The following is a 24026-nucleotide window of genomic DNA, read 5'->3' on the forward strand; positions in this document are numbered from 1 at the left end:
GGACAGGAAGACTCCAATTCGGCAGGAGACGGAGACGTGGGGCCCGGCCCCGACTGTTCCACCGCCCGCAGTCCCTGGGCACCTGATCCGCCTGGTCCGGAAGGATTCCCATGTCTGAGAACCATGAAGCAATCGTCGTCGACGCCAAGGAGGGCGAGGGTGAAGGTGGCTGCCCGGTCGCGCACGGGCGTGCCCCGCACCCGACCCAGGGCGGCGGAAACCGGCAGTGGTGGCCGGAGCGGCTCAATCTGAAGATCCTTGCCAAGAACCCTGCCGTGGCCGACCCCCTCGGCGAGGACTTCGACTACGCCGAGGCGTTCAAGGGCCTCGACCTCGCGGCCGTGAAGCAGGACATCACCGAGGTGCTGACCACCTCGCAGGACTGGTGGCCGGCCGACTTCGGCCACTACGGCCCGTTCATGATCCGGATGGCCTGGCACAGCGCGGGCACCTACCGGATCAGCGACGGCCGTGGTGGCGGCGGCGCCGGTCAGCAGCGCTTCGCCCCCCTGAACAGCTGGCCGGACAACGGCAACCTCGACAAGGCCCGCCGTCTGCTGTGGCCGGTCAAGAAGAAGTACGGCCAGAGCCTCTCGTGGGCCGACCTCATCATCCTCACCGGTAACGTGGCCCTGGAGTCGATGGGCTTCGAGACCTTCGGCTTCGCCGGCGGCCGCGCCGACGTCTGGGAGCCCGACGAGGACGTCTACTGGGGCCCCGAGACCACCTGGCTCGGCGACGAGCGCTACACCGGCGACCGCGAGCTGGAGGACCCCCTCGGCGCGGTCCAGATGGGCCTCATCTACGTCAACCCGGAGGGCCCCAACGGCAACCCGGACCCGCTCGCGGCGGCCCGGGACATCCGTGAGACGTTCCGCCGGATGGCGATGAACGACGAGGAGACGGTCGCCCTGATCGCGGGCGGTCACACCTTCGGCAAGACCCACGGCGCGGGCCCGGCGGAGAGCGTCGGCGCCGACCCCGAGGCCGCCTCGATCGAGGAGCAGGGCCTGGGCTGGCGGAACTCCTTCGGCACCGGCAAGGGCGCGGACGCGATCACCTCCGGACTGGAGGTGACCTGGACCACGACCCCGACCCAGTGGAGCAACGGGTTCTTCAAGAACCTCTTCGAGTACGAGTACGAGCTGACCAAGAGCCCGGCCGGGGCCAACCAGTGGGTGGCCAAGGACGCCCCTGAGGTCGTCCCGCACGCCTTCGACTCGTCGAAGAAGCTCCGCCCGCAGATGCTCACCACGGACCTGTCGCTGCGGTTCGACCCGATCTACGAGCCGATCTCGCGCCGCTTCTACGAGAACCCCCAGGAGTTCGCGGACGCCTTCGCGCGGGCCTGGTACAAGCTGACCCACCGCGACATGGGCCCGAAGTCGCTCCTCCTCGGGCCGGAGGTCCCGGAAGAGAATCTGCTGTGGCAGGACCCGCTGCCCGCGGCCGAGGGCGAGACCATCGGCGCCGCGGACATCGCGGCCCTGAAGGCCAAGCTGCTTGACTCGGGCCTGACCGTCTCGCAGCTGGTCGGCACCGCGTGGGCGTCGGCCTCGACCTTCCGCGGCAGCGACAAGCGCGGTGGCGCCAACGGTGCCCGCATCCGCCTGGAGCCGCAGCGCGGGTGGGAGGTCAACAACCCCGACCAGCTCGCCACGGTGCTGCGCACCCTTGAGGGCATCCAGCAGGAGTTCAACTCCGGCGCCAAGAAGGTCTCCCTGGCCGACCTGATCGTGCTCGGCGGTTCCGCGGCCGTGGAGAAGGCGGCCAAGGACGCCGGCCACGCCGTCGAGGTGCCGTTCACGCCGGGCCGCGTCGACGCGACCGACGAGCACACCGACTCCGAGTCGTTCGCCGCGCTGGAGCCGAAGGCCGACGGGTTCCGCAACTACACCGGCAAGGGCAACCGGCTCCCGGCCGAGTACCTGCTGCTGGACCGGGCGAACCTGCTGACCCTGAGCGCCCCCGAGCTGACGGTTCTCGTCGGTGGCCTCCGTGTGCTGGGCGCCAACCACGCCCAGTCCTCGCACGGTGTCTTCACCGACACCCCGGGCACGCTGACCAACGACTTCTTCGTCAACCTGCTCGACCTGGGCACGGAGTGGAAGTCGACGTCCGAGGCGCAGGACACGTTCGAGGGCCGCGACAGCGCCACGGGCGAGGTCAAGTGGACCGGCACCCGTTCCGACCTCGTCTTCGGCTCGAACTCCGAGCTGCGCGCGCTCGCGGAGGTCTACGCGAGCGATGACGCGAAGAAGAAGTTCGTGAACGACTTCGTCGCCGCGTGGGCCAAGGTCATGGACCTCGACCGGTTCGACCTCGTCTGATCAGTTCTGAATAGATAGCGTCCAGGCCGGCCCGCACGGGTCGGCCTGGACGTGTTTCAGGCCACGTTCACGGCATGTTGTACGGGGTGACCACCTGGATGGCCGAGGGCAAGGCGCGCGCATCGGACGCTTCCGGTACGGGAATCCGCCGACGCGGCGTACCGCACGACCGCGCGGGGGTGCTCCGTCCGGACACCCCGTAGCCGGGGGCGGGGGCCGACGTGGTGGGCGGTGGGCGCCCTGTCTACCGTGAGGGTTCCGGGCCTGCCGAACGATGTGAGAGGCATTCATGACGACTGTCGAAACCTCGCTGCGCGAGGGGGTGGCGCATCTGGTGCTCAGCCGCGCGTCCGCGCTCAACGCGCTCGACACCGACACCGTGCTGGCCATGCGCGGCGCGCTGGACCGGTGGCGCGACGACCCCGGTGTCCGCGCGGTCGTCGTCCGCAGCGGCACCCCGCGGGCGTTCTGCGCGGGAGGTGACATCCGGGCGATCCGGGAGGCGGCGCTGCGTGGCGACTCCGCCGCCACCACGCGTTTCTTCCGCGAGGAGTACGCCCTGAACCAGGAGATCGCCGAGTATCCCAAGCCGTACCTGGCGCTGATCGACGGGGTCGCCATGGGCGGCGGCCTCGGCATCTCCGTGCACGGTGCGGTGCGCGTGGCCACCGAGCGGTCGGTGTTCGCGATGCCGGAAACCCTCATCGGTTTCTTTCCCGACATCGGTGCCTGCCACTTCCTGCCCCGGCTCGGCGGCGCGCTCGGCCGCTACCTCGGGCTCACCGGGGCGCGTCTGAGCGGGGCCGACGCGGTCAAGGCCGGGCTGGCGACCCACTTCGTGGCCTCCGCCGAGCTGCCCGAGTTCACCGCCGCGCTGGACACCACCGAGCCCGCGGACGCGCTCGCCAAGTACGCCCGTACCGCGCCACCGTCCGACCTGGACGACACCGGCGACCGCATCACCGCGGCGTTCGCACCGGGCACGCTGTCCGACGTGGTCGGCCGCCTCCGGGCGGACGGTTCGGCATGGGCGGAGTCGACGCTCACCTCCCTCGCGGCCGCGTCACCGCTGAGCCTCCGGCTGACCGACGAGATGCTGCGCCTGGGCGAACACGACAGCCTCGCCCAGTGCCTGCGGCGCGATCTGGTGGTGGCGGAACGGCTCGTCCGTGAGCCGGACTTCGCCGAGGGTGTCCGGGCGAAGCTGGTGGACAAGACCGGGGACGCGCGCTGGTCGTTCGGCTCGGCGGAGGCGGTTCCCCACGAGCGGATCGCCCAACTGCTCGGCGGCGAGACGGAATTCGCACCCGCTGGATGATGGCCGAAGGTAAGGTCATCGCACCGCTGCCCGCTACGGCGGCGGATGGTTTCACCAACGGGAGAATCTACGTGCGCAGGCATGCATTCATGAGCCGGTCGGCGGCGGCCGCCGGGGTCCTCACCCTGGCCCTCGCCACCTCGGCCGGGACAGCTCAGGCAGCGGAATCGCGGGGAGGCGTCGCCACGTTCGCCGCGGCCCCCACGTGTGTGAAGGTCAATGTCGACGAGGGCACCATCTCGAAGACGGCCTACGTGAAGAACGGGTGCTCGACGACCAAGCGGGTCAAGGTCGTGTGGTCCTTCGCCCCCGACTCCGGCTGCAACACCCTGGGGCCCGGCCAGGGGTTCAAGAGCAAGCGCGGTCTGGCTCCGCAGTTCGACGGTCTGGCCCTGTGCTGACCGCGCGCTGAAGCCACCTCGCGGGCCCCGGACACCGTCTCGTGTGTCCGGGGCTCGCGGGCGTATCGGTGCTGGCCTACTGTGGCGGTGCTTCGTATGTAACCGCCGCAGAGGGAGTGGTGTGCTGTGTCTGGTCCTCCGAGCAGGGGTGTTCTGGTGACCGGTGCGTCCCGGGGCATCGGACGGGCGGTCGCGCGGGCGTTCGCGGAGCGTGGCGACCGGGTGGCCGTGCACTACGGGGCGCGGGCGGCGGACGCGGAGGAGACCCGGGCGGCGCTGCCGGGTGCGGGCCATGTCGTCATCGGTGGCGACCTCGGTGATCCGGTCGCGGCGCAGCGGATCGCCGACACCGCCGAGGAGGCGCTGGGCGGGGTCGACGTACTGGTCAACAACGCCGCCGTGGCCACGTCGGAGGGCAACGCGCACGGGGTGGCCGACGTGTCGTACGCAGATTGGCAGCAGGTCTGGCGGCAGATGGTCGACGTGAATCTGCTCGGGGCGGCGAACGTGAGCTACTGCGTGGCGCGGCATCTCATCGACCGTGGTGTGCCCGGCCGGATCGTGCACATCGGCTCGCGAGGGGCGTTCCGTGGCGAGCCGGACCATCCGGCCTACGGGGCGAGCAAGGCGGCGCTGCACGCCCTGGGCCAGTCCCTCGCCGTCGCGCTGGCGCCGCACGGGATCGCGGTCACCTCGGTGGCGCCCGGGTTCACCGCCACCGAGCGGGTGGCGGGACGGCTGACCGGGGAGTCGGGGGACGCGCTGCGGGGGCAGAGTCCGTTCGGCAGGGTCGGCACACCGCAGGAGGTGGCGGCCGCGGTGGTGTATCTGGCGTCGGCGGAGGCCACCTGGGCGTCGGGGACGGTGCTGGACCTCAACGGGGCGTCGCATCTGCGGCTCTGAGCCGTCGGGCGGCCTGCTGGTCGCGGCGCCCGGGGCGGCGGACGAGATCCACGGGATCTGGCGCGCCGCCCGGGCGGGGGACGGCGGCCGTCAGCGGCGGCCGTCCAGGTGGACGAGGAAGTCCCGCAGGGCGGCGTTGACTTCGTCCGGGCGCTCCTGCTGGGTCCAGTGGCCGCAGCCGTGCAGGGTCACCTCGTCGTGCAGCCGGGGGACGATCCGGCGCAGTGAGGCGCGCAGGGTGTTCACGCCGCGGAACGAGGTGACCAGGTCGCGGTCGCCCACCATGTACAGCGCGGGCACCTCGATGCCACGGCCCCGGAAGGGGGCGAGGAGCTCCTGGTTGCGTTCGATGTTGCGGTACCAGTTGAGGGGGCCGGTGAAGGCCCGGGTGCCGTGTTCGGCGTAGTCGCGGGCGAAGACCTCGATGTCCGCTTCGGTGAGCCAGTCGGGCAGCCGGTCCGGTTCGGGCACGGTGTCCAGCAGGGCCCGGCCCTCGGGGATGACCCAGGGCCGGGGGCGTTCGTTCCTCGGGTTGTCCCCGGAGCCGCTGAACAGGATGCGGCGGAGGGAGGAGGCGATGTCCTGCCCCAACTCGGCGTCGGCGACGCCTGGTTGCTGGAAGTAGTTCTGGTAGAAGCCCTCGCCGTAGTACGTCCGGGTGGCCGAGGGCGGGGCCATTCCGGTGGGCAGCGCGGGCGGGACGCTCAGCCCGGCCACGGCCCGTACGACGTCGGGGCGCAGCATCGCGGTGATCCAGGCGACCGGCGCGCCCCAGTCGTGTCCGACGACCACCGCCTGCTCCTCGCCGAGGGCGCGGATCAGCCCGATCACATCACCGGCCAGGTGGAGCAGGCTGTACGAGGCGATGTCCTCGGGCTGCTCGCTGCGGGCGTAGCCGCGCTGGTCGGGGGCGACGACGCGGTATCCGGCCTCGGCCAGCGGGCCGAACTGGTGGCGCCAGGAGTACCAGCTCTCCGGGAAGCCGTGCAGCAGCAGGACCAGCGGCCCCTCCCCCTGCTCCGCGATGTGCAACCGCACTCCGTTCACCTCGACGACGTCATGCTTGACCGGGCTGTGCACTGTGGTTCCTCTTCCGGTTGCGGCTCGCGGCGCTCTACTGCTGAGTAACTATGCTATACGCACGCCGGGTCGACGCCGGTCAGGGTGCGGCTCACGTCCCACAGCCGCGCCGCGACGGCGGTGTCGGCGAGGTGGGCCCACACCGCTTCCTCCCGTGGCCTGCCGCGCAGGCCGAAGGCGCGCGGGCCCCACAACTGCCCGCCGCGCACACCGGGATCGAGCACCGCCCGCACCGCGGGCCACGCCCCGGCGTGCTTGCCCTGGAGGAGCACCCCGGCGGGCGCCCCGCCGAGCCGGGCGCCAACGGTCCGTATGCGCACCGGCGGCCGCGAGGGAGTGAGGGAGTCCAGGGCGCCGCCGGGGTGGACCACCACGCTCGCCACCGTGCTGCCGGTGGCGCGCAGGCGGCGGTCGAGTTCGAACCCGAAGGACATCTGGGCCAGCTTGGAGCGTCCGTAGGTGCGCCCCGGCCGGTAGTCCCGCCGGGACTGCGGGTCGTCCAGGTCCAGCCGTTCGGTCTTCGCCGCGAAGCTGCCCATGGTCACGACGCGGCCCGCCGGTGCGGCCGACAGCAGTGGCATCAGCCACCGGGTGAGCGCGAAGTGTCCGAGATGGTTGGTGCCGAACATCAGCTCGTGGCCGTCCGCGGTCTCCCGGCGCGGCGGGTTGTCGAGGGCGACCCCGGCGTTGTGCACCACCGCGTCGAGGTGTGCCGACTCCAGTGCGTCGACCGCGGTTTCGAGGGACGAGAGGTCGGCGAGATCCAGCCGCAGGGCGCGCACCCGCGCACCGGGGACCCGCTCGCGGATCGCGGCCATGGCGGCCTCGGCCTTCCCCGGACTACGGCTGCCCAGTACGACGGTGGCGCCGGTCGCGGACAGCTGCTCCGCGATGAAGTACCCGATGCCCGCGTTGCCGCCGGTGACCAGGACGACGCGGTCGTCGGCACGCGGCAGCCGGTGGACGTCCCAGGGCGGAGTGGACGAGGTGGAGGGCATGGCGGACGGGCTCCCTTGCGGCGGACGGCCCGGAGTGCCTCTCGGCCCCTCGGGCGGACGCTCGGGGTGAGCGCCCTGCCGACGAAGATCCCAGCGGCCACCGACACCTCGGCGACAGAACGGCTACGGATCGCCGACAGCGCGGGAGCCCTGGCGGGCGGTCTCGATGTGGCCGAGGTACCGGTGGGTCCATTCGCACATCGCGTCGACGGTCGCCCGCAGGGCCCGGCCCGGCTCGGTGAGGGTGTACTCGACCCGCGGCGGCACGGTGGGGTGCACCTTCCGGTCGACCAGGCCGTTGCGCTCCAGCATGCGCAGGTTCTGGGTGAGCATCTTGTGGCTGATGCCCTCCACCGCGTCCCGCAGCTCACTGAAGCGCAGGGTGCGTTCGCCCAGCATCTCGATGATCAGGAGCGCCCACTTGTTGGCGACGTCCGAGAAGATCTCCCGCGCCAGGGAGTCCGCGCGCCGCAGGTCCGCTTCGTCGACCGGAGCGTCCTTAAACTGCTTGGTCACCATGAGGTTCCCCAGTCACTGAAAAGTGCGTTCTTCCATGTCAGCGGTCACTCTCCTACGGTTTCCGAGTAACCACAAGAGACCACGAGGTCACGGTCACAAGAAGGCGGGAATCATGGCCATCACCCTGGTGAACCCCAGCGGGTTGCCCACCATCGATGTCTACCGGCAGGTGTCGATCGCGTCCGGCTCGAAGCTGGTCTTCGTCGCCGGTCAGGTCGCCTGGGACGCGGAAGGAGCCACGGTCGGCGAGGGCGACCTCGCCGCGCAGGTCGAGCAGTGCTACCTCAACATCGGCACCGCCCTCGCCGGTGCGGGCGGCTCCTTCGACGACGTGGCGAAACTGACCGTCTACGTCGTCGACTGGACGCCCGACAAGATGCCCACACTTCTGGAGGGCATCTCCCGGGCGACCACGAAGCTGGGCGTCACTTCGGCCCCGCCCGCCTCGCTGCTGGGCGTCGCGGCACTGGACATACCGGACCATCTCGTCGAGATCGAAGCCACCGCGGTCCTCGACTGAACGATCCTCCACGTTACTAGGTAGACTGACCTACCTAGTAACGGAAAGGGGGCGCGGAATGAGCACGACCGACGCCGCGGCGCGGCAGCCCGGAAGGCGGCGAGGGGCGGCGCGTGAGCGGCTGCTCGCCGCCGCGTCACGCCGCTTCTACGCGGACGGCGTATCCGCCACGGGGATCGACACGATCACCGCCGAGGCGGGCGTGGCGAAGATGAGCCTGTACAACAACTTCTCCTCCAAGGCCGATCTGGTGGTCGCCTACCTCGACGCGCGGCACGAGGAGTGGATGGACCTGTACCGGCGACGGCTGGAGGACGTCCGGGACGGCGACGGCCGCGGCGGCGTGCTGGCCGTCTTCGACGCGTACACCGATCACGCGGCCTTCGCCTATGAGAACGGCTTCCGGGGCTGCGGTCTGCTCAACGCGGCCGCCGAGCTGCCCGCCGGGGACGAGGGGCGGGCCGTGGTGCGCCGCCACAAGGAGGAAGTGGAATCCCTGCTCGCCGCGCACCTGGAGGAATTGCTGCCCGAGCGGCCCAGGGAGGCCCGCGCGATGGCGGAGCATCTGGCGTTCCTGCTGGAGGGCGCGATGGCGCGCGCCGGCCTGGAGGGCGCGGGGACACGGCTGGAACACGCCCGGACGATGGCGGCCGACCTGGTGGACCGGCTGTGACGCGGCCCGCCGGACGGTCGGCCGGTTCGGTGGGCGTGGGCTCGCTGTGTGTGCTCGTGGCGTCGGTGCTGTGGGGCACCACGGGCACCGCCGCGACCTTCGCCCCGGGAGCGGGACCACTCGCGATCGGGGCCGTCGCCATGGGCCTGGGCGGACTGCTCCAGGCCCTCATCGCCGCCCCCCGCATCGCCCGGGAAGCGCCCGCGCTGCGTACCCGGCGCGGTGTGGTGCTGCTCGGCGCGCTGGCGGTGGGGGCCTACCCGCTGGCGTTCTACAGCTCCATGCATCTGGCCGGGGTCGCCGCCGGGACCGTGGTGTCGATCGGCTCGGCCCCGCTCGCCTCGGCCGTGATCGAACGGGCCGCGGACGGACGCCGCCTGACACGCCGCTGGACGGTGGGCGCCGTGCTGGGGCTGTCCGGGACGGTGCTGCTGTGCGCGGCCGAGGCCGCCACGGCCACCCACAGCAGCACCGGCACCGGGGGCCCTTCCATGGGACCGACCGTGCTCGGCGTGGCGCTGGGTCTGGTGGCCGGTGTCACCTACGCCGGGTACTCCTGGGCGGCCCACCGCCTGATCAGCGGCGGCGTCACCTCCGGCGCGGCCATGGGCGCCATCTTCGGGCTGGGCGGCCTGCTGCTGGTGCCCGTACTGCTGGCCACCGGCGCCCCGCTGCTCAGCTCCTGGTCCAACGCCGCCGTGGGCGCCTATATGGCCCTGGTGCCGATGTTCATCGGCTACGTCCTGTTCGGCTGGGGCCTGACGCACGTACCGGCGAGCACCGCGACGACCCTCTCCCTGCTGGAACCCGCCGTCGCGGCGGTGCTGGCCGTCCTGGTGGTCGGCGAACGCCTGCCCCCGCTGGGATGGTTCGGCATCGCCCTGGTCGTGGGCTGCCTCGCCGTACTCACCACCCCGACCCCCGCCCCGAAGCCCCGAACGACCGCCCCGGCACCGGACACCGGGCCCCGGGGGAAGACGCCGCGCGGGTCTGAGGATGTCGATGCCGCCACTCCACGCTGAACGGGACCTTCTCGGTCAGCCGCTCCCCGGTCACGGTGCGTCCCGTTCGGAACGCCCGGACGGCACCGACGCCGTCGTCGCCGCCGGGGTCGAGGTCGAGGTCGACCGACCGTGCCGCGTCCAGACTGTCCACCTTGGACCACAGCGGCCAGCTCGCGGCGTCGACCAGCAGCTTCCAGACGAGTTCCGGCGAGGCGCGAGTAGTCACTGTGACGTCGTATGTGTGCTGGTGGAGGGCTCCTGTGAGTGGATGCGGGCGGCGTCCCCGGCCAAGAAGACACGGCTGACGCGAGAACTAGTCGGTGAACTGGAACAGGTGGATCAGCGGCCGGTCGTGCTGTCGATGATTTCGCGGAGGATGTCCGCGTGGCCCGCGTGTCGGCCGGTCTCCTCGATCATGTGGGTGAGTGCCCAGCGGACGCTGGGAGCGGAGCGGCCCGACCGCCGTCGAGGAACCGGTGCACCCAGATCGGCGCACCCGTCGAGAACATCATTCGCGCGCTTGACCGCATCGCAGTAGTGGGCGACGACATCGGCCACGCTGTCCGCCGGTGCGGCCTGGAACGTCGCCTGCCAGTCGATGACATCGTCCCCGAGGAACATCGAGCGCTCGACGAACGTCAGATGGTTGAGCAGGCCGAGCAGGTTCGTGCCCGACGGCACCGCGGGTGTTCGCACCTGCGGCTCGGGGGCGCCGTCGGTCTTCGCGGCGATCGAGGTCCGGAGGTAGTCGAGGAATCCGCGCAGAACCTCGATCTCGCTGCTTCCGGTCCGGGGCGGCGGAGTGTCGCGGTGGCGGTTGCGGCGCGTGGTGCTGGGCAACAGTGGTCGCCTTCCTTCGTCGGGGGCGGCGTCGGCCACCGTGTCAGGCGGTGCGGCGTATGAGGAGGACATGGTCGGTGACCTCGGCGGTGTGCCCGCCCGGTCCCGTCGCGATCCGACGGGGGGTGTCGGCCCGTTCGACCGTCCATGTCTCCGGGGCGAGATCGATGTCAGCGGCGACCTCCCGCGGGCCCGGGTACCGGGTATCGGGGTCCTGGTTCCACGACCACGGCGCGGCCGAGCCGTGGTCGACGACCAGCAGCCGCCCGCCCGGGCGCAGTGCGTGGGCGGCCGAACGCAGGACGGTTGCCCGGTCCAGGTCACAGGGGGTGTGCAGGTAGTGGGCGCAGATCAGGTCAAACCCACCGGGCGGGAAAGACGTGTGCAGGTCGGTCCGTACGGTGGTGACGCGGTCGCCCACACCGTGTGAGCGGGCGAGGGCGGCGAGCCGCTCGACCGCCACGGGCGAGATCTCGGCGGCGGTGACCTGCCACCCCTGTCCGGCGAGCCACAGCGCGTCCCCGCCTTCGCCGCATCCGAGGTCCAACGCGTCACCGGGCGGCAGGCCCGCCACCGTCTCGGTGAGGCGAACATTCGGCCGCGGGTTGGCGGCTGCCGGTCGGGCCGCGTAGACGCCGTCCCAGAACGCGACCGGATCAGTGGTGCTCATCAACGCTCCTTGTGTCGATATGAACTCAGTCTTGCCAGGCACACCACGACTTGGCACGGAATCTTGCGGTTACGGCAAGATGGCCTGATGGATCGTATGACGGACGACGACGTGCTTGACGCGGTGGGACCGCGGCTTCGTGCGCTGCGTCGTGAGCGCGGCATCACCCTCGCCGACCTCGCGGCGACGACCGGCGTGTCGGAGAGCACTCTGTCGCGGCTGGAGAGCGGGCAGCGTCGGCCGAGCCTGGAACTGCTGCTGCCGCTGGCCCGTATCTATGACGTTCCGTTGGACGATCTCGTCGGTGCCCCGCGCACCGGCGACCCCCGGATACATCTCAAGCCGATCAGGCGGTTCGGGATGACGTTCGTGCCCCTGTCCCGGCGACCGGGCGGGGTGCACGCGTTCAAGATGATCATCCCCGCCCCGCCGGAGCCACTCGAACCGACCCCGCAGACCCACGAGGGCTTCGAATGGCTCTACGTGCTGGGCGGACGCCTGCGGCTCGTGATCGGCGAGCGCGACCTGACACTGCCGCCCGGTGAGGCGGCCGAGTTCGACACGTCCCTGCCCCACTGGCTGGGCAGCGCCGACGGCGGCGTGGTCGAGCTTCTCATCCTGTTCGGCTTGCACGGGGTGCGTGCGCACATACGCGCCGACCCTCACCGATCGCCGCGGGCCGAGGGCCGACGGTCTGCCCGATGACGACAAACCCGCCCCGTCCGCCCAGGCGGCCTCGCTGTCAGTGCTCTGTGTCATGATGCGGACGCGTCCCAGGGGGAGGGTCGCGGGCCGCTGATTGCCAGGGGGTTGGGGATGAGTGCGGGCACGGGGCGGACGGATCGTCCAGATCCGACGAGGAGTGGGAGCGGTTTCTGCGCGAGTCGGTGGCGGGTGCCGCCGACGCGCCCAAGGAGCCGTCGGCGCGGGCCCGCGACGTGGCGAAGCGGCTGCGCGCGGAGCCCGGCGGGCTGGCTCGGCTACTCGCCCGCAGGCACGTTCTCGATCGTCTCCTACAAGTACGACATGACCAACGGCGGCTGCGGCGCCCCCACGGGCTACTTCACCCCGCCCTTCGGCACGGACCGCCGGGCGGACGAGGGGGGCAGAGCGAGTCCTCGGGGGACGCGTGCGAGAGGGCGACGCGGTCCTAGCGGGCGTTCACTACCGAGTCCTCAAGCTGCTTCCTCGGCCCGCACGACGCTAGTGTCGAGTCTCGTGATCGTATGGCTCAACGGCACCCATGGCGCAGGCAAGACGACGACCAGTGCGCTCGTGCGGCAGCTGATCCCGGATTCACGGGTGTTCGACGCCGAGAAGGTCGGCGAGACCCTCATGGACATCACGCCTGGGCTGCCCACCACGGACAACTTCCAGCACTGGCCGCCGTGGCGGCCGCTCGTAGTCGAGACCGCCCGACGCGTCCTCGACTACACCGGCGGCACCCTGGTGATGCCCATGACCGTCCTGGTCGAGCAGTACTGGCGCGAGATCAGCTCGGGCCTTGCCCGGCATGCCATTCCGGTCCGGCACTTCGTCCTCCATGCCGACCAGGACACCCTCCGCGGGCGCATCGCGGGCGACACTGTTGTCGGCCCCGACTCCCCGTTCCGTCTCCAATACCTCGAGCCCTACGCCGAGGCGGCCCGTACGTGGCTGCACGCCGAGGCCGAGGTCGTCGACACCACGCACCTCACCCCCGCCCAGGCCGCCCTGCGGATCGCAGAGGCCGTCAAGAGTTGAGAAGAACGACCTGTCTGCGTCAGAAGTCCATCTCGACGTAGTCGATGTCGGTGAACTCCACCAGGAGGCCGTCCGCGCGGCGGCCGCTGTCCTTGAAGTAGACCTCCTGGAAACCTTCGGCGGCGATGTCCCGGAGTTGCTCTTCGGTGGCGCCGGTGGACTGGGCTTCGAAGAGGCGGGCCGCGTAGGCGGGGGGCAGATGCTGGGTGATCAGGCGGATGCGGCCGTCGTCGGTGGAGCCGGGGCGGCGGTGAAGCCGAAGCGGGCCCGGGTCTCGATGACGATGCCGGTCGCGGTGGCGGCCTGCTTCCTGGCCCGGGCGCGCACCCGGGGCTGCCAGTCCTTGCGCACCTCGTCGGCCAGGCGGGCGGCGAGGTCCTTGCGGGGGCGTTTGAACTAGCTGGTGAGATAGCGCTCGACCGTGCGCTGGGATACCCCGAGACGGCGCGCGACCGCCTTGGTGGAGCCCTTCTCCTGCTTCACCAGGAAGCGCATCTGCGCGGGGGCGGATTTCGGGATGGGGCGGGTGTAGGTGGCCTCCGCGGCCTTGTCGAGGCTGTCGCCCATGATGCCCATGGTGTTCGTCTCCTCCCCTATTCCCCGTCGAGCGCGGCGTCGGTGCCCTTGATGTGGCGGGCGGGGTTGTGGCCCTCGTCGAGGAGCTGGGCCGCCCACAGGAACTCCTGGGTGCCCTCGTGTTTGACCATGCCGGGTGAGACGCCGAGGCGGAAGCCACCGGGCAGGGGCTTGCCGTCCGGGGTGTGCGGCAGGAAGTCCAGCGGGCTCGGGCCGTCGGAGAGGTAGACGACGCAGTCCGAGAGGACGGCGACCGGGAAGAGCCCGGCGGCCGCGAGCTTGCGCATCTTGCGGTGCGTGTTCACCCGGGCGGTGGAGATGACGGCGGCGCGGATGTCGGGGCGCCAGGTGGGGCGTTCCAGGGCGGGCCAGCGTTCGCCGGGGCGGTAGCGGGCGCCCTGGGGCCGTTCGCGCAGCTTGCCGATGCCGTTTGACGGTGGCCTTGATGGCGGACAGGACGGCGGCCTGCCCCGGGTCGGCCCGCTTGTGCCGCTCCATGGCGGCGAGGAAGTCCGCAGGGCTCATGCCGGAGACCACGCCGAGCCGCTCCATGGTGGCCATGTAGGCGTCGCGCAGCCGGGTGTACCAGGCGTCCAGGTACGAGCCGGTCTCGGGGCGGACCCACGCCTCGACGGGCCGTACCTCATGGCCGAGTTCGACGGCGTACGCCACGGTCGGGGTGGCGTACCAGGCCGGACCCTCGGGGCGGTTGCCGTGCGGGGTGAAGGGGTTCGGGAGGCGCGGATCGAGGCCGATGTGGGAGAGGTCGACCAGCCAGCTGCCGGGCAGCGCCTTGTCGAAGGCGGGCGCCTTGACGTGTTCCGGCGCCCCGAGCCCGACGGTGAGGCGGTTGGCGGCGGCGGCGAAGGTCATGTTGACGTCGATGCCCACGGCGTGGGAGTGCGCGCATTCGGCGTCGGTGAGCAGCTCGGGGTCGCGAATCCAGTCGTACGCCTCCTCGTCCAGGATGTCGGCCGGGGTGCGCCGGTGGCCGCGCGGGTACAGCTGGGCGACGACGGGATGCTCGTCCGGTGCCTCGGAGGGCGCCGGGTCGACCGGCGCGGTGAGCGAACCGGGCTGCGGGCCCGACGCCCAGGTGCCGGTCGCCTCGTCCTTCACGGCGCGGGTGGGCGGGCGCAGCGCGGTCATCAGCTCCAGCCCGGTGACGGCGGTGGTGCCGCGCGGGGTGATGACGCGGGTGGCGTAGTCGCCCAGTATGTGTGCCAGTTCGGCCGGGGCGAACCCGTCGGCGCTCCCCCAGGCGCGGGAGTCGAGTGCGCCCCCACGGGAGGACCGCGAACTGGACGCAGTGCCGACGGCTGCCCTCCGCCGGGCGGTAGACCCAGGCCCAGGGGCCGAAGCCGCGGCGGGTGAGTTGCCACTTGGCCTTGGCGATCTGCTTGACGACCTTGTGGTCCTCGGGCAGTCGCAGCCCTCGGCGATCGGTCAGTTCGGCGGGCAGCCCTAGGCGTTCGGTGGCGGACGCGGTGAGGACGAGCAGGGGGTCGGCGTCCCTCCCGCTGCGGTGCAGCCGGGGGGCGCCCAACCGGGCCTCGGCCAGGGTCCAGGCGGCCAGGGTCGGGATGTCCTTCAGCGGGCAGTCCAGGACCAGGCCGCCGGTGCAGTACGCCGATCCGTCACCGTCCACGACGGCCAGGGGGCCGTTGGCGAAGCGGGGTTCGGTCTCGGCCGGGACCGACGCGGTGGCGGGCCGGGTGACGGGGGTCTTGCGCACCGCGGGGCACCGCGGGGGCGGCGCGGATTCCACGGCGGGCGGCGGAACCGCCGGTGGCGCGGGGGGAGATACAGGGGCGGCGGCCGGGGGCCGGCGCGTCCAAAGCCGGGGCCGCCTCCAAAACGGGGCCCGGGGCCGGGGCCGCCTCCGGGTACAGCTTGGCCAGTTCGCTCAGGAAGTGGGCGTACGCCTCGCGCTGTGGCGGCCGGGGGTCGGTCTTGCCGCTCTCCCAGTTCGTCACCGTCGCACGGCGCACCTTCAGCGCCTTGGCGACCTGCTCCTGGCTCAGGCCGTGCGCCGTGCGCAGCCGCTCCCGCTCGGCCGGTGACGGCAGCGGGGTCTGGCCCGCGATCAGTGCGTCGATCGCGTCGAACAACTCGGACATGGAACGCCTCCCGCCCCCGTTATACACAGGGGCGGACTTCCGGCGCACATATCGCGGACGGCCGCCCGGAGCTGGGCGGGGCTACGTCGGGATGTCGTCCAGGTCGTCCCACTGGGCGAGCAGGTCCTCCTCGCTGGGCTCGGGGCCCACCACGGCGGCGGTGAGGGGCTGCTCGGCCCAGATGATCTTGCCGGTGGGGGTGTAGCGGGTGCCCCAGCGCTGGGCGAACTGGGCCACGAGGAACAGGCCCCGGCCGCCCTCGTCCGTGGAGGCGGCGCGGCGCAGATGCGGGGAGGTGCTGCTGCCGTCGGCGACCTCGCAGATGAGGCTGCGGTCGTGGACGAGGCGGACCCGGATGGGGCCGGAGCCGTAGCGGATGGCGTTGGTGATCAGCTCGCTGAGGATGAGCTCGGTGGTGAAGCCGCTCTCCTCCAGGCCCCATCCGGACAGCCGCCGGGCGGCCTCGTTGCGGATTCCGGCGACGGCGGCGGGGTCGGAGGGGACCTCCCACTCGGCGACGGAGCCGGGGTCCAGGAGGTGGGTGCGGGCGACGAGGAGGGCGATGTCGTCTCGCGGGTGCGAGGAGGTCATGGCCTCGAAGACAGCCCGGCAGATCTCCTCGGGGCCGCGCTCGGGGTGGCCTGCCAGCGTGCTGCGCAGCAGGCGGAGACCGGTGTCCCGGTCGCGGTCGCGGTCCTCGACCAGCCCGTCGGTGTACAGGGCCAGGCGGCTTCCCTCGGGCAGCAGCAGTTCGGTCGTCTCGACGGGTTCGCCACCCAGGCCGAGCGGCGGGGCGAGGGGGACCTCGGGGAAGGTGACGGTTCCGTCGGGGTAGGTCAGGGCGGGGCCCGGGTGGCCTGCCCGGGCCATGGTGCAGCGGCCGGAGACCGGGTCGTAGATGGCGTACAGGCAGGTGGCCCCGCTGATCGGCGCGGCGTCGGTGTCCGCGGCGGCCTGGTCCTGGTCGAAGCGGGTGACCAGTTCGTCGAGGTGGCCGAGGATTTCGTCCGGCGGCAGGTCCAGGGCGGAGAAGTTGTGCACGGCGGTGCGCAGCCGCCCCATGGTGGCGGCGGCGTGCAGCCCGTGGCCGACGACGTCGCCGACGACCAGGGCGACCCGGGCGCCGGGCAGCGGGATGACGTCGAACCAGTCGCCGCCGACCCCGGCCCGGGCGGGCAGATAGCGGTGCGCCACCTCCATGGCGTCCTGCTCGGGCAGGCCCTGCGGCAGCAGGCTGCGCTGGAGGGTGACGGCCATGGAGTGCTCGCGGGTGTAGCGGCGGGCGTTGTCGATGGCGACGGCGGCGCGGGCGACCAGCTCCTCGGTGAGCGCCACGTCCTCCTGGTCGAACGGTTCGGACTTCTCCGAGCGCCAGAAGGTGGCGATACCCAGGGTGACGTCACGGGCGCGCAGCGGAATGGTGATCATCGAATGGATGCCGTACTCGACGATCCGGACGGCCTGCTCGGGGTCCTGCTCCTGCCATCCCGCGAAGTCCCGGATGTCGGCGTCCAGCACCGGCCGCCCGGCGCCGAAGCCGAGCGCCTGCGGTGCGCCGCGTACGTAGGTGGTCCGCTTGCCGACCCGCCACAGCGGGTGGTCGTCGCGGATGCCGAAGGTGGCCGTACGGCACATGGCGTCGCCCACCGGCTCGTCGCCGCGCAGCACCGGGTCCACCAGGTCGACGGTGGCGAAGTCGGCGAACCACGGCACCGCGAACCGGGTCAGCTCCTCGGTGGTGCGGGAGATGTCGAGGGTAGTGCCGATCTTCGCGCCCGAGTCGTACAGCAGCCGCAGCCGCTTCTCCGCCACCTCGGCCTGGCCGGACAGCGCGCGCAGTTCGGTGGTGTCCCGGAGGGTGGCGACGCTGCCGGGGAGGCCGCCGTCCCACTCGGTGGAGCGCTGGTTGACGGCCAGCAGCCGGTCCCCCGCGAGATGCACCTCGTCGGTGGCCACCCGGCCGGAGGACAGCAGCTCGGCGGTGCGCGGTTCCAGCCCCAGGTCGCGGACGTGGCGGCCCTCGGCGTCCGGGGGCAGGTCGAGCAGCCGGTTCGCCTCGTCGTTGACGAGGACGAGGCACCCGTGGCCGTCGACGATGAGCACGCCCTCGCGCACGGAGTGCAGCACCGCGTCGTGGTGCTCGTACATGCGGGTCATCTGGGCCGGGCCCAGGCCGTGGGTCTGCCGCCGCAGCCGCCGGCCGACCAGGGCGGTACCGGCGGTGGCGAGGGCGAGGGCGCCGCCGGCCGCGCCGAGGACCAGCGGCAGCTGGTGGGTGACCCGGCCGGTCACGTCATGGGCGGTCATCCCGGCACAGATCACGCCGACGATCTTTCCGTCGGCACTCCGGATCGGGACCGTGGCCTGCACTTCCTTGCCGAGCGGGCCGTTCACGGTCTCCGTGACGACCTTGCCGCGCAGCGCGGGCTTGTAGTCGGCGACGAGCTGCTTGCCGATCTGCTGCGGCAGCGGGTGGGTATAGCGGACGCCCTTGGTGTTCGCCGCGACGACGAAGTCCAGGCCCGCCCGCTGACGGACCTGCTCAGCCCGCGGCTGGAGCACGACGGTCGGATGGCGGCTCGTCATGGCCTCCGCCGTACCCGGTGAGCCCGCGAAGGCCTGGGCCACGGCGGTCGACCGGTTGACGGCCTCCTGCTCGCTGTCGTTCCGGGCCTGGAGAACGAGCGCCAGTGTCGCCACGGCGATGAGCATGACGACGACGATCGCCTGTACGGCAAACACCTGTCCGGCGATGCTGCGCACACCGAGCAGGGAGCGCAAGCGTCCCCGCGACCGGACGGGCGGGGAGTACTTCGATCGACCGAAAAATCCGATCACCCCCTATTCCTAACACCTCTCGGTACCGGGACGTGAGCAGCCAGAGGGAGACAGTACCCGCGATGGGGCGGTTGATACGTTCCAGTGACACAGCGATGACCAGGGATGTCTTTGTGTAGGGGTTCATGAGGCGGGAGGGAGGGGAAGGACCCTGCCGCCGGGCCGTGGTCGTATTCCTGTTCGTCCGGCACCCGCACCACGTGTTGTCCGTCTTGGCGCCACCGCCTCCGGGCGGGGCCCGGTGAGCATGGAGGCGAGTGCCGTTGTCGACGCGTCATCACAGATTCAGGGCCTCGGTGGGGGCCCTCGTCCTGTCGGTGCTGGCCTTACTCATACCGGCCGCCGCGTCCGGTCCCGCGGTGGCCGCCGGACGCGCCGCGGCCGCGCCCGCTGTGATCCCGGCGCCGGTGCGGTGGACCGGGCAGGACGGCACGCTGCGGCTGGCCGCCACGGCGGCGCTGGTCGCGCGGACGCCGGAGCTGCGCGCTGACGCCGCGACGTTCGCCGACGATCTCGCCGACGCGACGGGGCTGCGGCTGTCCGTGGTGACCGGCGGGGACGGCGCGGCGGGCGATGTGGTGCTGGGGGTGGACGCGTCCCGGAAGGATCTGGGCGCCGAGGGGTACGAACTGGCCGTCGGCGACACCGTGCGGATCACCGGGGCCACGGCCGCCGGGGCGTTCCTGGGGACCCGGACCGTGCTGCAGATGCTCGGCGGCGGGCGCGAGCTGCCGCACGGCAGGACGGTCGACGTGCCGCGGTACGCCGAGCGCGGGGTGGGGGTGTGCGCCTGCTACATCCACGTCTCCCTGGACTGGTTCGAGCGGCTGATGCGCGAGATGGCGTATCTGAAGCTGAACCAGCTGTGGATCGAGGCGAAGGTGGCCAGCGACGACTACCCGAAGACGAAGTTCTGGGGCTACTACACCAAGGACGAGGTGCGGCGGCTGTCGGAGATGGCCCGGAAGTACCACATCACGCTGGTCCCGGAGATCAACTCCCCCGGGCATATCGACCCGTATCTGCAGAACCATCCCGAGCTCCAGCTCACGGACACCAAGGGGACCCGGTCGCCGTCCCGGTTGGACATCACCCGGCCCGAGGCGTTCGCCTTCTACACCGGGCTGCTGGACGAGGCGCTGACCGTCTGGGACACCCCGTACTGGCACATGGGCGCGGACGAATACATGCTGGGCTCCGACTACGCCGCCTACCCGCAGATCGCCGCCTACGCCAAGGCGAAGTACGGCGCCGGGGCCACTCCGCAGGACGCGTTCGTGGACTTCGTCAACCGGGTCGACGACCATGTGCGCGCCGCCGGGCGGACCCTGCGGATCTGGAACGACGGGCTGACCGGCGACAACACCGTCCCCGTGAACAAGGACATCCAGGTCGAGCACTGGACCGCCGAGCCCGAGCAGCCGCCCTCGGCCCTGCTCGCCCAGGGCCATCAGGTGATGAACTCGGCCTACGCGCTCTATCTCATCCGCGGCGGCTCCCCCATGAAGACGCGGGAGCTGTACGAGAGCGACTGGACGCCGCTGCGCTTCGAGGGCGAGACGCTGAGCGGCTCCCAGCCGGGCATCACCGGAGCGAAGATCACCATGTGGCCGGACTCGGCGGCGGCCCAGACCGAGAACGAGGTCGAGACGGAGGCGTTTATGCCGTTGCGCTTCCTCGCCCAGGCCACCTGGGGCAGCCCGAAACCGGCCGCCGACTACGACGGTTTCACCGCGCTCGCCCGGGGCATCGGCCACGCGCCCGGCTGGGAGAACACGGTGCGGCTACCGGTGAAGGACGGCCGTTACGCCCTCACGCTGCCCGGCTCCGCGAACCGGCTGACCACCACGGGCGGCGGCGAGGGCGCCACCGCGCGGTTCGGGGCCGACGGCGGCGCGGCGTGGCAGCTGTCGGCCACCGCGGACGGCTACTACACGCTCCGCGCCGTGCGCGGTGGCACGGCCACCGCCTACTGCCTGGACATGGTGAACGGCGCCCGCTACCTCGGCGCCCCGCTGGAGGCGGGCGCCACGGTCACCACCCAGACGTGCTCCGCCACGGCCCGCACCCAGCGGTGGCAGCTGACCGGCACCGGAACGCGGGTGCGGCTGATCAACGCCATCTCGCAGCTCGGCCTCGCGCAGCGCACCGCCGACGGGATCGCGGTGCAGCAGCCGCCGGACCGCCAGGCGGCGGCCGAGTTGCGCCCGGTGGCCGTCACCCCGTCGCCCCGGGGCCGCGGTTGAGCGCCGCTCGGATGGTGGGGTGAGAGGCCAGCATGCGCCGCGCGCGGTCGAGGACCGGCTTGTCCACCATCCGCCCGTCGACCGTGGTGACCGCTTCTCCGGCTTCTCCGGCGTCGAGGACCGCGCGGGCCCATCGCAGCTCGGCGCCGGAGGGGGCGAATCCGTCGGCCACCGGCCGGAGCTGCGAGGGGTGGACGCAGAGCTTGCCGGTGAAGCCCAGCCGTCGGGCGTGTGCGATGTCGGCGGTGAGGGCCCCGGTGTCCCGTACCGCGGTGGTGACCCCGTCGAGCGGCGGGCCCATGCCCGCGGCGGCCGAGGCGAGGACCAGCCTGGAGCGGGCGTACGCCAGGGCCGCGTGGTCGTCATGGGCGACGCCGAGTTGCCCCGCGAGGTCGACATTGCCGAAGGCCGCGCGGACGGCACCGGACGTGGCGCACAGCTCGTGGGCCCGCTCCACGCCAAGGGCGGTCTCGATGAGCGGGATGAGGGCGCACCGGCCTTCGGCGCGCACGACGACGTCCGCGAGGACGGCCGCGTCCTCGGCCTTGGGCACCATGACCGGGCAGCCGTGGGCGGCCGCCATGTCGAGGTCGGCCTCGGACCAGGGGGTGCCGGGCGGGTTGATCCGTACGCACGCCCGGTTGCTCCGGCCGAGCCAGGCGGACGCCTCGTCGCGCGCCCGGTCCTTGTCCGCCGCCGCCACCGCGTCCTCCAGGTCGATGATGACCAGGTCGGCGCCCGAGCCGAGGGCCTTGTCGAAACGATCGGGCCGGTGCCCCGGGACGAAGAGCGGGTTCCGGGCGGTGGCGATGCGGTCGCTGTCCCGGCTCATGCTCATGCGAACGCCACCTCCGCCGTGGCGTGCCGTTCCTCCCGCCCGGTGGCGATGCGCAGTCCGGCGCCACCGTCGAAGGGGGTGCCGGAGGCCATGAGGTGTTCACCGGCGAACACCGGCCGCCGCAGCCGGTACGACAGGGAGCGCACCTGCCGTGCGGGGGCGTGGCGGCGGGCCAGTTCCAGCATGAGCAGGGCAAGGAGCGGACCGTGGACGACGAGGCCCGGGTACCCCTCCTCCCCCTGGGCGTATGGGGTGTCGTAGTGGATGCGGTGGGCGTTCGCGGTGAGCGCGCTGAACCGGAACAGGAGTGTCGGGTCCGGGCGCAGCGGAAGCCTCCACGGTTCGCCGCGGTCGGGGGCGGCGGAGTCGGCCATGGTGACCGGGGTGTGCCGGGTGGAGCTGCGGCCCGAGCGGTAGACGATGTCCTGTTCCTCGACGAGGCAGACGCGGCCGTGTTGCCGGAATTCGCGGCGTTCGGTGACGAAGAGAAGCTCTCCCGTGCCGCCGTGTTTGGCCGTCACCGCGCCCAGGCTGGTGACGCGCTCGGCGGGCTCACCGAGGCGGAGCGGCCGGGTGATCTCGCAGCGGCCTCCGGCGATCATCCGCTGCCGGTCGGGGACGGGCGGCAGGAAGTGTCCGTCCCGCAGGTGTCCGTCGGTTCCGAGCTCTCGTTGCGCGGGCCAGTGCGGGAAGTACACCCAACTCCACAGCGGCGGCAGGGGGTCACCGGCCTCAGCCACCGGTCCGGGCAGGTCCAGGAGCGCCGACAGGGCCGCTGCCGGGCCTGCGGCGAGGGGGTCTTGGGCGGTGACCGGCCCGGGCGTCCATGACTGTACCCAGGAGCCGAGCGGGGTCGGGGTGGGCTGCATCGTCGTCCGTCCTTGGGTGCCGAGGGAGCGGGTCAGCGCATCACGAAGGGGTTGCCCGCGGCCGCGCCGGTGTTGATCCATACGCTCTTGTTCTCGAGGTATGCGGTGATGGCCTCGATGCCGTTCTCGCGGCCGACGCCGGATTCCTTGACGCCGCCGAAGGGCACCAGCGGGCTCACCGCGCGGTAGGTGTTGACCCAGACCGTGCCGGAGCGGATGCGGTCGGACACGCGGAAGGCGCGGCCGATGTCGCTGGTCCACACCCCCGCCCCGAGGCCGTAGCGGCTGTCGTTGGCGAGGGAGACGGCCTCGTCCTCGTCCCGGAACGGGATGACCGCGAGGACCGGGCCGAACACCTCCTCCTGGGCGATGCGCATGCTGTTGCGCACACCGGTGAAGATGGTCGGTTCGACGAACCAGCCATTGCCGCACTCGGGCCGGGTGGCGGACTTCCCGCCCAGGGCGAGCGCGGCGCCCTCCCGCCGGGCGATGTCGACGTAGTCGAGCACCTTGGCGTACTGCGCGGGCGTGGTGACGGGGCCGACCTGGGTGTGCTCGTCCATGGGGTCGCCCATGCGCGCGGTGCGCGCGAGGTCCACCACGCGGCGGACCACCTCGTCGTGCACGCTCTCCTGGACCAGCAGCCGGGAGCCGGCGATGCAGGTCTGGCCGGTCGCGGCGAAGATGCCGGAGACGGCGCCGTTCGCCGCGGCCGCCAGGTCTGCGTCGGCGAAGACGATATTGGGGGACTTTCCGCCGAGTTCCAAGCTGACCTGCTTGAAGTCGCGGGCGGCGGCCTGGTTGATATGGCGGCCGGTGGTGTCGGAGCCGGTGAAACTGATCTTCCGGACCAGCGGATGTTCCACCAGGGCGGCCCCGACATCCTTTCCGAAGCCGGTGACGACGTTGACCACGCCGGGCGGGAGCCCCGCCTCGTGGAAGAGGCGGACGAGTTCCAGCGTCGAGGCGGAGGTGAATTCCGACGGCTTGACGACCACCGTGCACCCGGCGGCCAGGGCCGGGGCGATCTTCCAGGCCAGCAGCAGCAGCGGAGAGTTCCACGGGGTGATGGCCGCGACGACCCCGACGGGCTCCTTCTTGGTGTAGGTGAAATAGCCCTTCTTGTCGATCGGGATGACGCTGCCCTCGACCTTGTCGGCGAGCCCGCCGTAGTAGGCGAACCACTCCGGCAGATAGCGCAGTTGGCCGTACATCTCGGTGAAGATCTTGCCGTTGTCGCGGACTTCGGTCTCGGCCAGACGGCGGGCGTTCGCGGCGATCGTGTCACCGAGCCTCCGCAGCAGCGCGCCCCGCGCGCTTGCGGTCAGATCGGCCCACGGGCCGGTGTGCAGGGCGCGGTGGGCGGCCCGCACCGCGTCGTCGATGTCGCTGGGCCCGCCCTGGGCGATCTCGGCCCACGGGGTGCCCAGATAGGGGTTGTCGGTGGGGAACCACTGCCCCGTGGCGGGTGCGCGGCTCTCTCCGTCGATGAACATGTCGTAGCGCTGCATGGGGATTCCCGTTCCGGCGGTACGCCGCC

The 24026-nt window shown here is 71.9% G+C and carries 20 protein-coding genes and 2 pseudogenes; 11 read left to right on the forward strand and 11 right to left on the reverse strand.

The window, feature by feature from the left end:
* Positions 1 to 110: 110 nt before the first annotated feature.
* The 5 genes from katG to ABZ370_RS09300 all read left to right on the forward strand — a co-directional run bounded on the left by katG (position 111) and on the right by ABZ370_RS09300 (position 4952).
* Positions 111 to 2330, forward strand: a complete 2220-nt coding sequence (gene katG, locus ABZ370_RS09280; protein ID WP_358618514.1) for a catalase/peroxidase HPI — start codon at positions 111 to 113, stop codon at positions 2328 to 2330.
* A 74-nt stretch (positions 2331 to 2404) separates the two neighbouring features.
* Positions 2405 to 2533, forward strand: coding sequence for a hypothetical protein (locus ABZ370_RS09285; protein WP_358618516.1), 129 nt, complete (start codon positions 2405 to 2407; stop codon positions 2531 to 2533).
* 86 nt (positions 2534 to 2619) lie between these two features.
* On the forward strand, positions 2620 to 3648 hold the full coding sequence (locus ABZ370_RS09290; protein ID WP_358618517.1) for an enoyl-CoA hydratase/isomerase family protein: 1029 nt from the start codon (positions 2620 to 2622) through the stop codon (positions 3646 to 3648).
* A 71-nt stretch (positions 3649 to 3719) separates the two neighbouring features.
* Positions 3720 to 4049, forward strand: coding sequence for a hypothetical protein (locus tag ABZ370_RS09295; protein WP_358618518.1), 330 nt, complete (start codon positions 3720 to 3722; stop codon positions 4047 to 4049).
* A 156-nt stretch (positions 4050 to 4205) separates the two neighbouring features.
* Positions 4206 to 4952 (forward strand): SDR family oxidoreductase, encoded by a 747-nt coding sequence (locus ABZ370_RS09300; protein ID WP_358618519.1) that lies wholly within the window; start codon positions 4206 to 4208, stop codon positions 4950 to 4952.
* A 90-nt stretch (positions 4953 to 5042) separates the two neighbouring features.
* Here the strand turns inward: ABZ370_RS09300 and ABZ370_RS09305 are convergent, their stop codons facing one another.
* From ABZ370_RS09305 to ABZ370_RS09315, 3 genes are all read right to left on the reverse strand, one after another.
* The gene (locus ABZ370_RS09305; RefSeq protein WP_358618520.1) at positions 5043 to 6032 is read right to left on the reverse strand and encodes an alpha/beta hydrolase; all 990 of its coding nucleotides are present in this window, start codon (positions 6030 to 6032) and stop codon (positions 5043 to 5045) included.
* A 53-nt stretch (positions 6033 to 6085) separates the two neighbouring features.
* Positions 6086 to 7030, reverse strand: coding sequence for an SDR family NAD(P)-dependent oxidoreductase (locus ABZ370_RS09310; protein WP_358618522.1), 945 nt, complete (start codon positions 7028 to 7030; stop codon positions 6086 to 6088).
* Between the two features lie 123 nt (positions 7031 to 7153).
* Positions 7154 to 7549, reverse strand: coding sequence for a helix-turn-helix domain-containing protein (locus ABZ370_RS09315; RefSeq protein ID WP_358618524.1), 396 nt, complete (start codon positions 7547 to 7549; stop codon positions 7154 to 7156).
* Between the two features lie 112 nt (positions 7550 to 7661).
* Here ABZ370_RS09315 and ABZ370_RS09320 point away from each other — a divergent pair, with 112 nt between their 5' ends.
* Genes ABZ370_RS09320 through ABZ370_RS09330 form a run of 3 tightly spaced genes read left to right on the forward strand, consistent with a single transcriptional unit; the run spans position 7662 to position 9764 of the window.
* Positions 7662 to 8069: a RidA family protein gene (locus ABZ370_RS09320; RefSeq protein WP_358618526.1), complete on the forward strand. Its 408-nt coding sequence runs from the start codon at positions 7662 to 7664 to the stop codon at positions 8067 to 8069.
* 58 nt (positions 8070 to 8127) lie between these two features.
* The gene (locus ABZ370_RS09325; protein WP_358618527.1) at positions 8128 to 8742 is read left to right on the forward strand and encodes a TetR/AcrR family transcriptional regulator; all 615 of its coding nucleotides are present in this window, start codon (positions 8128 to 8130) and stop codon (positions 8740 to 8742) included.
* Positions 8739 to 9764, forward strand: coding sequence for an EamA family transporter (locus tag ABZ370_RS09330; protein ID WP_358618528.1), 1026 nt, complete (start codon positions 8739 to 8741; stop codon positions 9762 to 9764). The genes ABZ370_RS09325 and ABZ370_RS09330 overlap by 4 nt, the downstream gene beginning before the upstream one ends.
* 321 nt (positions 9765 to 10085) lie before the next feature.
* Here the strand turns inward: ABZ370_RS09330 and ABZ370_RS09335 are convergent, their stop codons facing one another.
* Both ABZ370_RS09335 and ABZ370_RS09340 read right to left on the reverse strand, forming a co-directional pair.
* Entirely contained in the window at positions 10086 to 10586 is a 501-nt protein-coding gene (locus ABZ370_RS09335; protein WP_358618530.1) for a DinB family protein, read from the reverse strand.
* A 43-nt stretch (positions 10587 to 10629) separates the two neighbouring features.
* Positions 10630 to 11256 (reverse strand): class I SAM-dependent methyltransferase, encoded by a 627-nt coding sequence (locus ABZ370_RS09340; RefSeq protein WP_358618531.1) that lies wholly within the window; start codon positions 11254 to 11256, stop codon positions 10630 to 10632.
* Positions 11257 to 11343: 87 nt separating this feature from the next.
* On the opposite strand from ABZ370_RS09340, the gene ABZ370_RS09345 reads away from it, so the two are divergent.
* Both ABZ370_RS09345 and ABZ370_RS09350 read left to right on the forward strand, forming a co-directional pair.
* Positions 11344 to 11961 (forward strand): XRE family transcriptional regulator, encoded by a 618-nt coding sequence (locus tag ABZ370_RS09345; protein ID WP_358618532.1) that lies wholly within the window; start codon positions 11344 to 11346, stop codon positions 11959 to 11961.
* 513 nt (positions 11962 to 12474) lie between these two features.
* The gene (locus tag ABZ370_RS09350; RefSeq protein ID WP_358618533.1) at positions 12475 to 12999 is read left to right on the forward strand and encodes an ATP-binding protein; all 525 of its coding nucleotides are present in this window, start codon (positions 12475 to 12477) and stop codon (positions 12997 to 12999) included.
* Positions 13000 to 13018: 19 nt separating this feature from the next.
* On the opposite strand, the pseudogene ABZ370_RS09355 reads toward ABZ370_RS09350, so the two are convergent.
* The 3 genes and pseudogenes from ABZ370_RS09355 to ABZ370_RS09365 form a co-directional block, all read right to left on the reverse strand.
* A pseudogene (locus ABZ370_RS09355) lies at positions 13019 to 13575 on the reverse strand (XRE family transcriptional regulator).
* A 17-nt stretch (positions 13576 to 13592) separates the two neighbouring features.
* A pseudogene (locus tag ABZ370_RS09360) lies at positions 13593 to 15695 on the reverse strand (helix-turn-helix transcriptional regulator).
* Positions 15696 to 15776: 81 nt separating this feature from the next.
* On the reverse strand, positions 15777 to 18458 hold the full coding sequence (locus ABZ370_RS09365; protein ID WP_358618534.1) for a SpoIIE family protein phosphatase: 2682 nt from the start codon (positions 18456 to 18458) through the stop codon (positions 15777 to 15779).
* 371 nt (positions 18459 to 18829) lie between these two features.
* On the opposite strand from ABZ370_RS09365, the gene ABZ370_RS09370 reads away from it, so the two are divergent.
* Positions 18830 to 20779 carry a family 20 glycosylhydrolase gene (locus ABZ370_RS09370; RefSeq protein ID WP_358618536.1) on the forward strand — a complete coding sequence of 650 codons (1950 nt, stop codon included), beginning with the start codon at positions 18830 to 18832 and terminating at the stop codon, positions 20777 to 20779.
* Here ABZ370_RS09370 and ABZ370_RS09375 read toward each other — a convergent pair.
* The 3 genes from ABZ370_RS09375 to ABZ370_RS09385 are packed head-to-tail and all read right to left on the reverse strand — an operon-like array spanning position 20751 to position 23997.
* Positions 20751 to 21617 (reverse strand): CoA ester lyase, encoded by an 867-nt coding sequence (locus ABZ370_RS09375; RefSeq protein ID WP_358618537.1) that lies wholly within the window; start codon positions 21615 to 21617, stop codon positions 20751 to 20753. The two genes, ABZ370_RS09370 and ABZ370_RS09375, sit on opposite strands and share 29 nt — an antisense overlap.
* Entirely contained in the window at positions 21614 to 22486 is an 873-nt protein-coding gene (locus ABZ370_RS09380) for a hypothetical protein (RefSeq protein WP_358618539.1), read from the reverse strand. The genes ABZ370_RS09375 and ABZ370_RS09380 overlap by 4 nt, the downstream gene beginning before the upstream one ends.
* A gap of 32 nt (positions 22487 to 22518) precedes the next feature.
* On the reverse strand, positions 22519 to 23997 hold the full coding sequence (locus tag ABZ370_RS09385) for an aldehyde dehydrogenase (protein ID WP_358618540.1): 1479 nt from the start codon (positions 23995 to 23997) through the stop codon (positions 22519 to 22521).
* Positions 23998 to 24026: the final 29 nt, after the last annotated feature.

It is taken from the genome of Streptomyces sp. NPDC005962 (assembly GCF_040629205.1).
In the GTDB taxonomy this organism is placed as follows: Bacteria; Actinomycetota; Actinomycetes; order Streptomycetales; family Streptomycetaceae; genus Streptomyces.

What these genes read in the sequence shown, in the direction of transcription:
- katG (WP_358618514.1), top strand. Translation starts at nt 111, where the DNA reads ATGTCTGAGAACCATGAAGCAATCGTCGTCGACGCCAAGGAGGGCGAG.
- ABZ370_RS09285 (WP_358618516.1), top strand. Translation starts at nt 2,405, where the DNA reads ATGTTGTACGGGGTGACCACCTGGATGGCCGAGGGCAAGGCGCGCGCA.
- ABZ370_RS09290 (WP_358618517.1), top strand. Translation starts at nt 2,620, where the DNA reads ATGACGACTGTCGAAACCTCGCTGCGCGAGGGGGTGGCGCATCTGGTG.
- ABZ370_RS09310 (WP_358618522.1), bottom strand. Translation starts at nt 7,030, where the DNA reads ATGCCCTCCACCTCGTCCACTCCGCCCTGGGACGTCCACCGGCTGCCG.
- ABZ370_RS09315 (WP_358618524.1), bottom strand. Translation starts at nt 7,549, where the DNA reads ATGGTGACCAAGCAGTTTAAGGACGCTCCGGTCGACGAAGCGGACCTG.
- ABZ370_RS09320 (WP_358618526.1), top strand. Translation starts at nt 7,662, where the DNA reads ATGGCCATCACCCTGGTGAACCCCAGCGGGTTGCCCACCATCGATGTC.
- ABZ370_RS09325 (WP_358618527.1), top strand. Translation starts at nt 8,128, where the DNA reads ATGAGCACGACCGACGCCGCGGCGCGGCAGCCCGGAAGGCGGCGAGGG.
- ABZ370_RS09340 (WP_358618531.1), bottom strand. Translation starts at nt 11,256, where the DNA reads ATGAGCACCACTGATCCGGTCGCGTTCTGGGACGGCGTCTACGCGGCC.
- ABZ370_RS09345 (WP_358618532.1), top strand. Translation starts at nt 11,344, where the DNA reads ATGGATCGTATGACGGACGACGACGTGCTTGACGCGGTGGGACCGCGG.
- ABZ370_RS09375 (WP_358618537.1), bottom strand. Translation starts at nt 21,617, where the DNA reads ATGAGCATGAGCCGGGACAGCGACCGCATCGCCACCGCCCGGAACCCG.
- ABZ370_RS09380 (WP_358618539.1), bottom strand. Translation starts at nt 22,486, where the DNA reads ATGCAGCCCACCCCGACCCCGCTCGGCTCCTGGGTACAGTCATGGACG.
- ABZ370_RS09385 (WP_358618540.1), bottom strand. Translation starts at nt 23,997, where the DNA reads ATGCAGCGCTACGACATGTTCATCGACGGAGAGAGCCGCGCACCCGCC.